This is a genomic window from Streptomyces sp. NPDC085931, assembly GCF_044540565.1.
Lineage (GTDB): Bacteria > Actinomycetota > Actinomycetes > Streptomycetales > Streptomycetaceae > Streptomyces.
In genome coordinates this window covers 687933-701979 of record NZ_JBITSK010000001.1, presented here as the reverse complement: position 1 = coordinate 701979, position 14047 = coordinate 687933, and the positions used below count along the sequence as shown (strand labels likewise).

Annotated in this window: 15 protein-coding genes; 13 read left to right on the top strand and 2 right to left on the bottom strand. The window is 72.2% G+C overall.

All coding sequences use genetic code 11. From position 1 onward, the window contains the following. Positions 1 to 41 precede the first annotated feature (41 nt). Both ACIGAN_RS02965 and ACIGAN_RS02960 read left to right on the top strand, forming a co-directional pair. On the top strand, positions 42 to 1169 hold the full coding sequence (locus tag ACIGAN_RS02965; RefSeq protein WP_365092117.1) for a ferrochelatase: 1128 nt from the start codon (positions 42 to 44) through the stop codon (positions 1167 to 1169). Between the two features lie 8 nt (positions 1170 to 1177). Beyond that, complete coding sequence (locus tag ACIGAN_RS02960) at positions 1178 to 1993, top strand: inositol monophosphatase family protein (protein ID WP_399854557.1); 816 nt, start codon at positions 1178 to 1180, stop codon at positions 1991 to 1993. A 153-nt stretch (positions 1994 to 2146) separates the two neighbouring features. Here the strand turns inward: ACIGAN_RS02960 and ACIGAN_RS02955 are convergent, their stop codons facing one another. Continuing rightward, positions 2147 to 2320, bottom strand: coding sequence for a hypothetical protein (locus tag ACIGAN_RS02955; RefSeq protein ID WP_167407432.1), 174 nt, complete (start codon positions 2318 to 2320; stop codon positions 2147 to 2149). A 411-nt stretch (positions 2321 to 2731) separates the two neighbouring features. Between ACIGAN_RS02955 and ACIGAN_RS02950 the strand changes: the two genes are divergently transcribed. The 4 genes from ACIGAN_RS02950 to ACIGAN_RS02935 all read left to right on the top strand — a co-directional run bounded on the left by ACIGAN_RS02950 (position 2732) and on the right by ACIGAN_RS02935 (position 6314). After that, positions 2732 to 3385 carry a response regulator transcription factor gene (locus ACIGAN_RS02950; RefSeq protein ID WP_003993508.1) on the top strand — a complete coding sequence of 218 codons (654 nt, stop codon included), beginning with the start codon at positions 2732 to 2734 and terminating at the stop codon, positions 3383 to 3385. A 6-nt stretch (positions 3386 to 3391) separates the two neighbouring features. Next, a complete protein-coding gene (locus tag ACIGAN_RS02945; protein WP_365092111.1) occupies positions 3392 to 4624 on the top strand; it encodes a sensor histidine kinase in 1233 nt (410 codons plus the stop codon). Positions 4625 to 5029: 405 nt separating this feature from the next. Beyond that, positions 5030 to 5326, top strand: coding sequence for a DUF4193 domain-containing protein (locus ACIGAN_RS02940; RefSeq protein WP_003993510.1), 297 nt, complete (start codon positions 5030 to 5032; stop codon positions 5324 to 5326). A gap of 13 nt (positions 5327 to 5339) precedes the next feature. Further along, positions 5340 to 6314: a hypothetical protein gene (locus ACIGAN_RS02935; RefSeq protein WP_399854556.1), complete on the top strand. Its 975-nt coding sequence runs from the start codon at positions 5340 to 5342 to the stop codon at positions 6312 to 6314. Positions 6315 to 6401: 87 nt separating this feature from the next. On the opposite strand, the gene ACIGAN_RS02930 is transcribed toward ACIGAN_RS02935, so the two are convergent. Then, positions 6402 to 6860, bottom strand: a complete 459-nt coding sequence (locus ACIGAN_RS02930; protein WP_365743423.1) for a DUF3093 domain-containing protein — start codon at positions 6858 to 6860, stop codon at positions 6402 to 6404. A gap of 58 nt (positions 6861 to 6918) precedes the next feature. On the opposite strand from ACIGAN_RS02930, the gene ACIGAN_RS02925 reads away from it, so the two are divergent. The 7 genes from ACIGAN_RS02925 (at position 6919) to ACIGAN_RS02895 (ending at position 14046) form a co-directional block, all read left to right on the top strand. Beyond that, entirely contained in the window at positions 6919 to 7503 is a 585-nt protein-coding gene (locus ACIGAN_RS02925; protein ID WP_365743421.1) for a PaaI family thioesterase, read from the top strand. After that, complete coding sequence (dut, locus tag ACIGAN_RS02920; protein ID WP_365743419.1) at positions 7500 to 8048, top strand: dUTP diphosphatase; 549 nt, start codon at positions 7500 to 7502, stop codon at positions 8046 to 8048. The genes ACIGAN_RS02925 and dut overlap by 4 nt, the downstream gene beginning before the upstream one ends. 1 nt (position 8049) lies before the next feature. Further along, a complete protein-coding gene (locus tag ACIGAN_RS02915; RefSeq protein ID WP_309094472.1) occupies positions 8050 to 8802 on the top strand; it encodes a DUF3710 domain-containing protein in 753 nt (250 codons plus the stop codon). A gap of 159 nt (positions 8803 to 8961) precedes the next feature. Continuing rightward, the gene (locus tag ACIGAN_RS02910) at positions 8962 to 10146 is read left to right on the top strand and encodes an alginate lyase family protein (RefSeq protein WP_399854555.1); all 1185 of its coding nucleotides are present in this window, start codon (positions 8962 to 8964) and stop codon (positions 10144 to 10146) included. Between the two features lie 155 nt (positions 10147 to 10301). Continuing rightward, a complete protein-coding gene (locus ACIGAN_RS02905) occupies positions 10302 to 12914 on the top strand; it encodes a sensor histidine kinase (protein ID WP_399854554.1) in 2613 nt (870 codons plus the stop codon). Continuing rightward, a complete protein-coding gene (locus tag ACIGAN_RS02900; RefSeq protein WP_365092092.1) occupies positions 12911 to 13594 on the top strand; it encodes a response regulator in 684 nt (227 codons plus the stop codon). Before ACIGAN_RS02905 ends, ACIGAN_RS02900 begins: the two co-directional genes overlap by 4 nt. Positions 13595 to 13647: 53 nt before the next feature. Further along, positions 13648 to 14046, top strand: coding sequence for an OB-fold nucleic acid binding domain-containing protein (locus ACIGAN_RS02895; protein WP_351360546.1), 399 nt, complete (start codon positions 13648 to 13650; stop codon positions 14044 to 14046). Position 14047: the final 1 nt, after the last annotated feature.

Below are 14047 nucleotides of genomic sequence, written 5' to 3'. Positions count from 1 at the left end.
CCGTTTCCCGGCTGTCAGTGCAGGGTGGCAGGATCGGAGTCATGCCAGACGCGCGCGATGTCACCCCCTACGACGCCCTGCTCCTGCTCTCCTTCGGCGGCCCGGAAGGCCCGGACGACGTGGTCCCGTTCCTGGAGAACGTGACGCGCGGGCGCGGCATCCCCAAGGAGCGCCTCAAGGAGGTCGGGCAGCACTACTTCCTGTTCGGCGGGGTCAGCCCGATCAACGACCAGAACCGCGCCCTGCTGGACGCCCTGCGCAAGGACTTCGCCGAGCACGGCCTGGACCTGCCCGTCTACTGGGGCAACCGCAACTGGGCGCCGTACCTGACCGACACCCTGCGCGAGATGGTCCGCGACGGCCGCCGCCGCATCCTGGTCCTCGCCACCAGCGCCTACGCCTCGTACTCGGGCTGCCGCCAGTACCGCGAGAACCTCGCCGACGCGCTCGCCGCCCTGGAGAGCGAGGGCCTGGAGCTGCCGGAGATCGACAAGCTGCGGCACTACTTCAACCACCCGGGCTTCCTGGAGCCCATGATCGACGGCGTGCTCCGCTCCCTCCAGGAGCTGCCCGAGGACGTCCGCGACGGGGCGCACCTGGCGTTCTCGACGCACTCGATCCCGACGGCCGCGGCCGACACCTCCGGGCCCGTGGAGGGACACGGCGACGGCGGCGCGTACGTGCGGCAGCACCTGGACGTGGCGCGGTTCATCGCCGAGGCGGTCCGGGAGCGCACGGGCGTCGACCACCCCTGGCAGCTCGTCTACCAGTCCCGCTCCGGCGCCCCGCACATCCCGTGGCTGGAGCCCGACATCTGCGACCACCTCGAGGAGCGGCACGCGGCCGGTGTCCCCGCCGTGGTGATCGCCCCCATCGGCTTCGTCTCCGACCACATGGAGGTCCTCTACGACCTCGACACGGAGGCCAGGGCCAAGGCCGAGGAGCTGGGCCTGCCGATGCGGCGCTCGGCCACCGTCGGGGACGACCCGAGGTTCGCCGCCGCGGTCCGCGAGCTCGTCCTGGAGCGCGCCGCCGCCGAGCGCGGGCAGGAGGTCACGCCGTGCGCCCTGGGCGCGCTCGGCGCGAGCCACGACCTCTGCCCGGTCGGCTGCTGCCCGGCCCGTGCCCCCCGGCCCGCCGCCGCGGGCGCCGACAGCCCCTACGCGTGAGGAGTCCTGTGACCGACCCCCTGCACTCGGACCTGCTCGAACTCGCCCAGGAGGCCGCCCGCCGCGCCGGCGCGCTGCTGCGGGACGGCCGACCGGCCGACCTGGCGGTCGCCGCGACCAAGTCCAGCCCCATCGACGTCGTCACGGAGATGGACATCGCGGCGGAGAAGCTGATCACCGGCCTGATCGCCGAACGCCGCCCGGACGACGGCATCCTCGGCGAGGAGGGTGCCTCCACCGAGGGCACGAGCGGGGTCCGCTGGGTGATCGACCCGCTCGACGGCACGGTCAACTACCTGTACGGGCTGCCCACCTGGTCCGTCTCCGTCGCCGCCGAGCAGGATGGCGAGACCGTGGTCGGAGTCGTCGCGGCCCCGATGCGCGGCGAGACGTTCCACGCGGTGCGCGGCCACGGCGCCTGGGCCACCGGCGCCTGGGACGGCGAACGCCGGCTGGCCTGCCGCCCCGCGCCGCCCCTGGACCAAGCCCTGGTCTCCACGGGTTTCAACTACGTCGCCGAGGTCCGCGCCCACCAGGCCGACGTCGCCCGCCGGCTGATCCCGCTGCTGCGGGACATCCGGCGCGGCGGTTCGGCCGCCGTCGACCTGTGCGACCTGGCCGCCGGACGCCTCGACGGCTACTACGAGCGCGGCCTGCAGGCCTGGGACCTCGCGGCGGGCGACCTCATCGCCCGGGAAGCGGGCGCGCTGACCGGTGGACGCCCCGGAGAGCGCCCCTCGGGCGAGCTGACGGTCGCCGGCACCCCGGGCGTCTTCGAGCCCCTCCAGCGCCTCCTGGAGGACTTCGGCGCCTGGCACGACTGAGGACGTCTCCCGCCGGGCGGCACCCCGCGCCGCCCGGCGGACGACGGCCGCCGCAGCAGCGAACACCGCGTGAACTCCCTCTGAACACCCGCGGCGGGACAACGCAGCGGGCCCCGGCGCTGGATTCGCCGGGGCCCGCCGCACCGTCCTTGATCAGACGCTCGTCGCGCTGACCTCCACACCGTGCTCTGCGGCGAGACGGCGCAGGTCGTCGAGCTCACCCTGCTCCACCTCGACGAGGAAGTCGTCGCCCTCGTCGCGAGCCCGGGACAGATCGGACTCGGTCGCCCTTATGCGCTGCAGAAGTCCTGCGGTGAATGCGTCCATGCTGCGCCCCCTCGTCCTGGGTCGTGGAATAGATGGCACGGGGGTGTGCCGGTCGGAAGGGACGATCACGTCTCCTGCGGATGCCCAGCGCCCCCCGGCCGGGCGGCGACGGTGCCGGACACCCACGCCCGCCTGCGGAAAGCGGTGGTGCGCACCGCATGGTGGTGCGGTACCTGCAGAGGGTGATCGTGGGATGTAAAGCCGTCCTCCCCAAGCTCCCTTCCGGGGAAACCTAACCGCGGGAGAAAATCTCTTATTCCCCTGCGGCTCCCGCGCCCCCGCACCCGCCTTACCTCCGACTTATGGCCGAAAAGGGCAGGATGGAGGGCAACACCACGACACCGTCGAAGACCCCTGCCCCCGTGCGCCCGAACAGCGCTACGCGGGTGGACATCAGGAAGGACAAGGGACGTGCGCGTACTCGTCGTCGAGGACGAGCAACTGCTCGCCGATGCGGTGGCCACCGGACTGCGCCGGGAGGCCATGGCCGTCGACGTCGTCTACGACGGTGCGGCCGCCCTGGAGCGCATCGGCGTCAACGACTACGACGTGGTCGTCCTCGACCGCGATCTCCCGCTCGTGCACGGCGACGACGTCTGCCGCAAGATCGTCGAACTCGGCATGCCCACCCGCGTGCTGATGCTCACGGCCTCCGGCGACGTCAGCGACCGCGTGGAGGGCCTGGAGATCGGCGCGGACGACTATCTGCCCAAGCCGTTCGCCTTCAGCGAGCTCATCGCCCGGGTGCGCGCCCTGGGCCGGCGCACCAGCGTGCCCCTGCCGCCCGTGCTGGAGCGCGCCGGCATCAAGCTCGACCCCAACCGCCGCGAGGTCTTCCGCGACGGCAAGGAGGTCCAGCTCGCACCGAAGGAGTTCGCCGTCCTGGAGGTGCTCATGCGCAGCGAGGGCGCCGTCGTCTCGGCGGAGCAGCTGCTGGAGAAGGCCTGGGACGAGAACACCGACCCGTTCACGAACGTCGTGCGCGTGACGGTCATGACCCTGCGCCGCAAGCTCGGCGAACCGCCCGTCATCGTCACCGTCCCCGGCTCCGGCTACCGGATCTGATCCCCGGTGGCAGCGACCCCCGCGCCCGTGCAGGCGCCCCCGAAGCCCACCTGGGACCCCAGAAGGCCCGTACCGCCCTTCCCGTGGCTGCGCCCGACCATCCGCATACGGCTCACGCTGCTGTACGGCGGCATGTTCCTGATCGCCGGCATCCTGCTGCTGTCGATCATCTACCTGCTCGCGGCGCAGGCGCTGAACGTGGGCAGCGACCTGCCCTTCAAGATCGTCGAGGGCAAGGTCACCAGCGACATCTGCAACCTGCCCGACCAGGCCTCGCCCAGTGAGTTCAACAACGCCATGAACCACTGCGTCAACGAGCAGCGCCAGAACGCGCTGGACAACCTGCTCAGCCGCTCGCTGCTGGCGCTGCTGGGCCTCGCGGTCATCGCCTTCGCCTTCGGCTACGCCATGGCCGGACGCGTCCTGTCGCCGCTGGGCCGGATCACCCGCACCGCCCGCGCGGTGGCGGGCTCGGACCTGTCCCGCCGGATCGAGCTGGACGGCCCGGACGACGAGCTGAAGGAACTGGCCGACACCTTCGACGACATGCTGGAGCGGCTCCAGCGCGCCTTTACCGCCCAGCAGCGCTTCGTCGGCAACGCCTCGCACGAACTGAGAACACCCCTGGCGATCAACCGCACGCTGCTGGAGGTGCACCTGTCCGACCCGGGCGCCCCGGTGGAGCTCCAGCAGCTCGGCAAGACGCTGCTGGCCACCAACGAGCGCAGCGAGCAGCTCGTGGAGGGCCTGCTGCTGCTCGCCCGCAGCGACAACCAGATCGTCGAGCGCGGTCCGGTGGACCTGGCCGAGGTCGCCGGGCAGGCCATCGACCAGGTGCACGGCGAGGCCGAGAGCAAGGGCGTCACCATCCGCGGCGAGCAGAAGCCCGCGGTCGTCCAGGGCAACGGCGTGCTGCTGGAGCGGATCGCGCTCAACCTCCTGCAGAACGCCGTGCGCTACAACGTGCCCGAGGGCGGCTGGGTCGAGGTCACCACCGACGTCCAGCACGGCCAGGCGGTCCTGGTCGTGTCCAACACGGGCCCGGTGGTGCCGGCGTACGAGATCGACAACCTCTTCGAGCCGTTCCGGCGGCTGCGTACCGAGCGCACGGGGAGCGACAAGGGCGTGGGGCTCGGTCTGTCCATCGTCCGCTCCGTGGCGCGGGCGCACGGCGGGCACATCTACGCCCAGCCTCGCGAGGGAGGGGGGCTCGTGATGCGAGTCACGCTGCCCATCTGAGATCATGGCGCCGATCAACTCGGCGACACACGGGGATGTTCGCTTTGCGCGGAATTTCACGCGGCTCGCCGCACCGCCCCCGTGTGTGATCGATCACAGGGACGCCTTTCCGGCCATCTACTCTCCGTGATCATGTGCCCTGTCGGAAAGCCGGGAAAATCCCGGTTTTCGAGGGTCTTGATCACGGGAAGTACACGGTGAGACGCCTTTGAAGTGCGGCATTCGGACCGTGTACGGTCCCCATCGCCATCCAAGCCGATCACTCGTGAGGAGTCCGGTTGGGTGTCGATTGAGTAACAGACCTTGATGTGAGGCAAAATCTCCGCCTCAGGTCGGGCACAAGTCCGGCCTCTCACGCGTTACGTGCGCTGGAGACACCGCAGACACCCAGAGGGGGAGAGCGACATGGCAACCGATTACGACACTCCACGCAAGACCGACGACGACGTCGACTCGGACAGTCTCGAGGAACTGAAGGCCCGGAGGAACGACAAGTCGGCCTCCGCCGTGGACGTCGACGAATTCGAGGCCGCCGAAGGTCTCGAACTGCCCGGGGCGGACCTCTCGAACGAGGAGCTGGCCGTCCGGGTGCTCCCGAAGCAGCAGGACGAGTTCACGTGCATGAGCTGCTTCCTGGTGCACCACCGCAGCCAGCTGGCCCGGGAGAAGAACGGTCAGCCGATCTGCCGCGACTGCGACTGAGGGCGGGTCGGCCGTGACTGGCTCGACCCCTCCCTGGAAGCGCCGCTTCTCCAAGCGGAAGGCGGACGAAGGGCCGATCGACGACGGCCCGCAGCACGGCGCGCGTGACGACGAGCGAGGCTCCACCGCTACGGGGGCGGCCTCGCTCGAACCGGCAGCGGACGACCGGGGTGACCTCCCGGCGTCCGTGGACGTCCCCGCACCCGTCGCCCGACGGCGGGCGGGGGCGATCCGGGAGCGGGCCAGACAGAGCGCCCGCAAGGGCGGCGAGCGGGCCCGGGCGGGGCTCGCGTTCCTCGCCGACCGGATCATCGAACTGGCCCCGCGGGTCCCCGTGCGGGACCTGGCGACCCTGCGCAGACAGTTCCCGGGCCTCGGGCCCGAGGAACTCGCGGACAAGCTCGTCGCAGGCGCGGCGAAGGCGACGGCGACGGTCGGGGCCGGCGTCGGCGCGGCGGCCATGCTGCCCGTGCCGCCCGCGATGCCGACGGAACTGGCCGCCGAGGTCACCGGCGTCGCCGCGATCGAGCTGAAGCTGATCGCTGAACTCCACGAGGTCTACGGCGTACGGCCGCCCGGCAACCTCAAGCAGCGCAGCACCGCCTACCTCGACTCGTGGTCGGGGGAGCGCGGCATCGACACCACCAAGCCGTCGACCTACAGCACGGCGCTGAACAGCCGGATGAAGCGCGAGCTGCGCCAGCGGATCATGAAGCGGATGGTCCGCAACATGCCGAACCTCATGCCGTTCCTGGTGGGCGCGGCCGTGGGCGCGGCCATGAACCGCAGCGAGACCAGAAAGCTCGCCGCGCGGATCCGCGCGGACCTGCGCAGGATCCAGGTGCCCTGGGACGCCCTGGAGGCGCTGCCCGCCCTGGAACAGCCGGCGGACGCCCTCCGGATGGGCGAGATCACCCACGACCCGCTGGCCCGCCACGACGACGAGCACGAGGGCGGAGCGCACGGCGGGCGCGACGGCGGGCGCTGATTCCCCCGCCGTCAGCCGCGCGGGGAGAGCCCTCCACCGGGACGGAGAGCCCGCAGCCGCCGGCGGGTGAGTCCCCGAGTGGTTGTGCTACTGCGGCTTCGCGGCGCGCAGCGCCTGCGCCAGCCGCTCCGGCTCGCGCGTGGACAGGTACAGGTAGGGCGTCGGGTCCTGCGGGTCGGTGACCTCCACGCGCAGGGCCGTGGGGATGTAGGCGCGCAGCAGCAGGAAGGCGCGCGGGTCGGCCTTGTGGGTGCGCCAGGCGCGGGCCTCCTCCGCGTCCAGCACCTCCGCCTCGCCCAGGGCCGCCAGCGGGATCCGCGCCTCCCCGGCGATCAGCGCATCGCCCACGACCCGGATGCGGACCGAACCGTACGAACTCGCGGCGACGGCCGCGACCGCGGTGCCCCCGGCCAGCCCGCCGAGCATCGGCAGCGTGCCGAACGGGAGCAGGACCAGGGCCATGGAGACGCCCACGAGGAACGAGATCAGCCACCAGGTCCGCGGGGCGGTGAGGCGTTCTTCGTAGGGGGCGGCGGAGAGCTGCATGGAGCCAAGCTTGGCACGGTGTCCGGAACGGGCCGACGCGCGGGTAAGGTCTGCGCCTGTGAGTGGTACTTCCGCAGCTCTTCAGCCCCCGGCCGACGCCGTGCCGCCCGTACGTCATCCGGACGCCCCGGCTCCCGGCGAGCTCCTCGGCGCGCACTACGGCCAGTGTTTCGGCTGTGGCGGGGACCAGCCGCACGGGCTGCACCTGGAGGCCCGGGCCGGCGAGGGCGTCTCCCTCACCGCCGAGTTCACCGTGCAGCCCGCCCACCAGGGGGCGCCGGGCCTGGCGCACGGCGGGGTGCTGGCCAGCGCCCTGGACGAGACCCTCGGCTCGCTGAACTGGCTGCTGCGCACGATCGCCGTGACCGGCCGGCTGGAGACGGACTTCGTGCGGCCCGTGCCCGTGGGCACCACGCTGCACCTGGAGGCGGAGGTGACGGCCGTGGCCGGGCGGAAGATCTACTCGACCGCGACCGGCCGGGTCGGCGGTCCCGACGGTCCCGTCGCGGTGCGCGCCGACGCGCTCTTCATCGAGGTGAAGGTCGACCACTTCGTCGACCACGGACGCCAGGAGGAGATCCAGGCGGCCATGAACGACCCGGACCAGGTCCGGCGCGCCCGCGCCTTCGAGGTGAACCCGTGAGCCGCCGCCCCCTGGACGTGCTGATCCGGCGCGTCGATCCGGACGTACCGCTCCCGTCGTACGCGCACCCCGGTGACGCGGGAGCGGATCTGCGCACCACCGAGGCGTGCGAACTGGCGCCCGGGGAGCGGGCCGTGCTGCCCACGGGGGTTTCTGTGGCGCTGCCCGAGGGGTACGCGGCCTTCGTGCACCCGCGATCCGGCCTGGCCGCGCGCTGCGGCGTCGCCCTGGTGAATGCCCCGGGGACGGTTGATGCCGGGTACCGTGGGGAGATCAAGGTGATCGTGGTGAATCTCGACCCGCGCGAGGCCGTGCGGTTCGAGCGCTTCGACCGGATCGCCCAACTGGTCGTCCAGCAGGTCGAGAGGGTCCGCTTCCAGGAGGTCGCGGAGCTTCCCGGCTCCGCGCGGGCCGAGGGGGGCTTCGGGTCCACCGGAGGCCATGCGGCGGTGGACGGCAGCGGCACAAGCGGTCAGGCCGCCCTGGGCGGTCGGGCGGGTGGGAATCGATACGCTTCGGTCGTATCCGACCGGGAAGGACAGTGACGTGTTCGGACGTCGCAAGAAGAGGGATGCCGCCGAGGACGCGGCCGGCGAGGCCGAGCAGGTCGTCGACGGTGTCGACACCGAGGCGGACGAAGAGGGCGGGCGCCTGAGGCTCGAACCGGCGCCGCGCCCCGACGGACCCTGGGACAGCTCCGAGGTGCGCGACCCGGCCGAGGGCCGGGTGGACCTGGGCGGCCTGTTCGTGCCGGGCGTCGACGGCATGGAGCTCAGGGTCGAGGTCGCGGGCGACGCGATCGTCGCGGCGACGGTCGTGCTGCGCGACAGCGCCATCCAGCTGCAGGCCTTCGCCGCCCCCAAGCGCGAGGGCATCTGGGGCGAGGTGCGCGAGGAGATCGGCACCGGCATCACCCAGCAGGGCGGCATCGTCGACGAGGTCGAGGGTCCGCTGGGCTGGGAGCTGCGCGCCCAGGTCCCCGTCCAGCTGCCGGACGGCACCGGCGGCTTCCAGGTCGTGCGGTTCGTCGGCGTGGACGGTCCCCGCTGGTTCCTGCGCGGGGTCATCTCCGGCCAGGGCGCGGTGCAGCCGCAGGCCGCCGGGCTGCTGGAGCAGATCTTCCGGGACACGGTCGTGGTCCGCGGCGAGGGCCCGATGGCGCCCCGCGACCCGATCGTCCTGAAGCTGCCGAACGACGCCCAGATGGTCCCCGAGGGCGTGCAGCAGGAGGAGGGCTCCCGTTTCGCCGGCGGAATGGGCCAGCTCCAGCGCGGACCGGAGATCACCGAGGTCCGCTGAACCGCTGAAGGACACCGGGGCCGCATCCCAGCAGGGATGCGGCCCTTTCTCGTGCGCGGAGCCTTGACGGCGCATTGGTCTGTACCTACCGTCTCCGACCACGCGCCCGTTCATAAAGGCGCTTCATGTTCACATACGAGAACGGAAGGCCCCCCACGCATGCGCAGAACCGCTCTCCTCACGGCCGCGGCCGCCCTCGTCGCCGGAGTCCTCGCCTGGCCCGCCGGCGCCGCTCCCGGCGCCCCCGCCGCCCCCGCCGCCTTCGTCCACCCCGGAGTCACCGTCTCCAAGGGCCAGCTGGACTTCGCCCGCTCCCAGGTCACCGCGGGCGCCCAGCCCTGGAAGAGCGCCTTCGACCAGATGATGGCGAGCAGGTACGCCGACCTGAACCGCACGCCCAAGCCCCGGGCGGTCGTCGAGTGCGGCTCGTACTCCAACCCCAACTACGGCTGCACCGACGAACGCGAGGACGCGATCGCCGCGTACACCCACGCCCTGGCCTGGTACATCACGCGCGACGAACGGCACGCGCGCAAGGCCATCGAGCTGATGGACGCCTGGTCCGCCGTGATCCGCGACCACACCAACAGCAACGCGCCCCTGCAGACCGGCTGGGCCGGCTCGACCTGGCCCCGGGCCGCCGAGATCATCAAGTACACCTACACCGGCACCTGGGCCAACTCCGGGCGCTTCGCCACCATGCTCCGCACCGTCTACCTGCCCGAGATCATCAACGGCTCCAACTCCAATGGGAACTGGGAGCTGTCGATGATGGAGGCCGCCGTCGGCATCTCCGTCTTCCTGGAGGACAAGGCCTCGTACGACAAGGCCATGGCGAAGTTCCGCACCCGGACGGCCGCCTACGTCTACCTGGAGTCCGACGGCGCACTGCCGAAGACCGTCCCGAGCCAGAACCTCGACACCCGCGACAAGATCGTCAAGTACTGGCAGGGACAGTCGACCTTCGTCAACGGCCTCAGCCAGGAGACCTGCCGCGACTTCACGCACACCGGCTACGGCCTCTCGGCCATCTCGCACGTCGCCGAGACCAGCCGGATCCAGGGCCAGGACCTCTACGGCACGGACGTGGGGGAGCGGCTGCGGCACGGGCTCGGCTTCCACGCCAAGTACGAACTCGGCGGTGCCGTCCCGAGCTGGCTGTGCGGCGGCTCGCTCAAGCCGGGACTCGGCCCGATACCCGAGGTCGGCCACAACGCCCTCGCCAACCGCCTCGGGCACGCCATGACCAACACCGAGACGCTGACCCTGCGCGGCCGCCCCGCCGGAAGCAACAACCTCTTCGTCGCCTGGGAGACCCTCACCCACGGCGACAACCCCGCCTGAGGCCGCCGCCCCGCCGGGCGCGTCAGGGTTCCGTCAAGACGGTTCCGCGGACCCGCCCGGCACCGGCACGGCGCCCCGCCCGGCCGTAAGGTCGACGCTGCGCAGGCAGCGGACCTCGAGGCTGCGCGGACGGCGGACCGGAAGACAATGGGGCCATGGCACGCGGCAAGCTACGGATCTACCTCGGTGCGGCACCGGGCGTCGGCAAGACGTACGCGATGCTGTCCGAGGCGCACCGCCGCGTCGAGCGGGGCACCGACTGCGTGGTCGCCTTCGTCGAGCACCACGGCCGGCCCCGCACCGAGGTGATGCTGCACGGCCTGGAGCAGGTGCCGCGCCGGGAGCTCGAACACCGCGGCGGCGTCTTCCCCGAGATGGACCTGGACGCCGTGCTCGCCCGCGCCCCCGAGGTCGCGCTGGTGGACGAACTCGCCCACACCAACGTCCCCGGCTCCCGCAACGCCAAGCGCTGGCAGGACGTGGAGGAACTGCTGGCGGCCGGCGTCGACGTCGTCTCGACCGTCAACATCCAGCACCTGGAGTCCCTCGGCGACGTCGTCGAGTCGATCACCGGCGTACGGCAGCAGGAGACCGTGCCGGACGAGGTGGTACGGCGGGCCGACCAGGTCGAGCTGGTCGACATGTCGCCCGAGGCGCTGCGGCGCAGGATGGCGCACGGCAACATCTACCAGCCCGACAAGGTCGACGCGGCCCTGTCGAACTACTTCCGCCCCGGCAACCTCACCGCCCTGCGTGAGCTGGCCCTGCTGTGGGTGGCCGACCGGGTCGACGCCCACCTCACCCGGTACCGCAGCGAACACCGCGTCTCGCGGATATGGGGCTCGCGCGAGCGGATCGTGGTCGGCCTGACCGGCGGCCCCGAGGGCCGTACGCTGATCCGCCGCGCCGCCCGGCTGGCCGAGAAGGGCGCCGGCGGCGAGGTGCTCGCCGTGTACATCGCGCGCAGCGACGGGCTGACCTCCGCCTCGCCCAAGGAGCTGGCCCTGCAGCGGACCCTGGCCGAGGACCTCGGCGGCACCTTCCACCACGTGGTCGGCGACGACATACCGGCCGCGCTGCTCTCCTTCGCCCGCGGCGTGAACGCCACCCAGATCGTGCTGGGCTCCTCCCGCCGCAAGGCCTGGCAGTACGTCTTCGGACCCGGCGTCGGCGCCACCGTCGCGCGGGAGTCCGGGCCCGACCTCGACGTGCACATCGTCACCCACGAGGAGGCCGCCAAGGGCCGGGGCCTGCCGGTGGCCCGCAGCGCGCGCCTGGGGCGGTCCCGGCGGGTGTGGGGGTGGATCACCGGTGTCGCCGGGCCGCCGGTGCTGACGGCGCTGCTGAGCACCGTCGACCTCGGCCTCGCCAACGACATGCTGCTGTTCCTGGCGCTGACGGTGGCGGCGGCCCTGCTGGGCGGACTGCTGCCCGCCCTGGCCTCGGCGGCCGTCGGGTCGCTGCTGCTGAACTACTTCTACACACCGCCGCTGCACCGGTGGACCATCGCCGACCCGAAGAACATCGTCGCCATCGTGATCTTCGTGGCGGTCGGCGCGGCGGTGGCCTCCGTGGTCGACCTCGCCGCCCGCCGCACCCACCAGGCGGCCCGGCTGCGGGCCGAGTCGGAGATCCTGTCGTTCCTCGCGGGCAACGTGCTGCGCGGCGAGACCGGCCTGGAGGAGCTGCTGGAACGGGTCCGGGAGACCTTCGGCATGGAGTCCGCCGCCCTGCTGGAACGGGCCGGCGACGTCGAGCCGTGGACCTGCGCCGGCCGCGTCGGCCAGGGGCGCCCCGTCGAGCGGCCCGATCAGGCGGACGTGGACATGCCGGTCGGGGACCACATGGCCCTCGCGCTGACCGGCCGGGTCCTGCCCGCCGAGGACCGCCGGGTGCTGGCCGCCTTCGCCGCCCAGGCCGCCGTCGTGCTGGACCGGCGCCGGCTGCGCGAGGAGGCCGACCGGGCCCGGGGGCTCGCCGAGGGCAACCGCATCCGCACGGCGCTGCTGGCCGCCGTCAGCCACGACCTGCGCACCCCGCTGGCCGGGATCAAGGCGGCGGTGTCCTCGCTGCGGTCCGAGGACGTCGAGTGGTCCGAGGAGGACCGGGCCGAGCTGCTGGAGGGCATCGAGGAGGGCGCCGACCGGCTCGACCACCTCGTCGGGAACCTGCTCGACATGTCCCGTCTGCAGACCGGCACCGTCACCCCGCTGATCCGGGAGATCGACCTCGACGAGGTGGCGCCGATGGCGCTCGGCGGCGTGCCCGAGGGCAGTGTCGACCTGGACGTGCCGGAGAGCCTGCCCATGGTCGAGGTCGACCCGGGCCTGCTGGAGCGGGCCATGGCCAACCTCGTCGAGAACGCCGTCAAGTACGGTCCGCCGGGCGTGCCGGTGCTGGTCGCCGCCAGCGCGCTCGCCGACCGGGTCGAGGTGCGGGTGGTCGACCGCGGGCCGGGCGTCCCGGACACGGCGAAGGAACGTATCTTCGAACCCTTCCAGCGCTACGGCGACGCCCCGCGCGGCGCCGGCGTGGGGCTGGGGCTGGCGGTGGCCCGCGGCTTCGCCGAGGCCATGGGCGGCACGCTGAACGCCGAGGACACCCCCGGCGGCGGACTCACCATGGTCCTCACCCTCCGCGCGGCAAAGACGCGCCCGGAGCCCTCGTCCCCGGCGGACCCCGCCACCCCTCCGGCGGAACCTCCGGTCGAACCTCCGGCGGGTCCTCCGGCGGAACCTCTGGCAGAACCGGAAAGGCAGGTCTCATGACCCGCGTCCTGGTGGTCGACGACGAGCCGCAGATCGTGCGCGCCCTCGTGATCAACCTCAAGGCACGCACGTACGAGGTCGACGCGGCCCACGACGGTGCCACGGCCCTCCAGCTCGCCGCGGCCCGTCACCCCGACGTGGTCGTCCTCGACCTCGGCCTGCCCGACATGGACGGCGTGGAGGTGATCAGGGGCCTGCGCGGCTGGACGCGGGTGCCGATCCTCGTGCTGTCCGCCCGGCACTCCTCCGACGAGAAGGTCGAGGCGCTGGACGCGGGCGCCGACGACTACGTCACCAAGCCGTTCGGCATGGACGAGCTGCTGGCGCGGCTGCGGGCGGCCGTGCGCCGGGCCGAGCCGGCCGGCGGCGGGGAGGGCGACGTGATCGTGGAGACCGGCGAGTTCACCGTCGACCTGGCCGCGAAGAAGGTCCACCGGGCCGGCAAGGACGTCCGGCTGACGCCCACCGAGTGGCACCTGCTGGAGGTCCTGGTGCGCAACGGCGGCCGCCTGGTCGGGCAGAAGCAGCTGCTGCAGGAGGTGTGGGGGCCCTCGTACGGGACGGAGACCAACTACCTGCGCGTGTACATGGCACAGCTGCGCAGGAAACTGGAGGCCGACCCGTCCCACCCCAAGCACTTCATCACCGAGCCCGGGATGGGGTACCGGTTCGAGAAGTAGGGGCCTGGCCGCAGGGCTACGGGGATGTCGGCACGCCCCGGTACGCTTCAGATATGAGTGCTGTTCCTCGTTCCGAAAAGCCGGCGGGCCGGTTCCGGCGCATGCTCGACCGGCTCTCCTCGTCGCAGGAGGACCTGGAGTCCGAGGAACTGCGCGAGGACACCGAGACGGCCGGCTGTACCCGGATCGGAGACTGCCAGGACCGCCAGATAGTGACGGTTACTGGTACCTTGCGCACGGTCACCCTGCGGCCCCGCGCCGGCGTGCCGGCCCTGGAGGCCGAGCTGTTCGACGGCTCGGCCGCGCTGGACGTGGTGTGGCTCGGCCGGCGCTCCATCGTGGGCATAGAGCCGGGCCGCAAGCTGATCGCATCGGGCCGGATCTCGATGAGCCGGGGCCGCCGGGTGCTGTTCAATCCCAAGTACGAACTGAGACCCCTCGGACGGGAGTAGC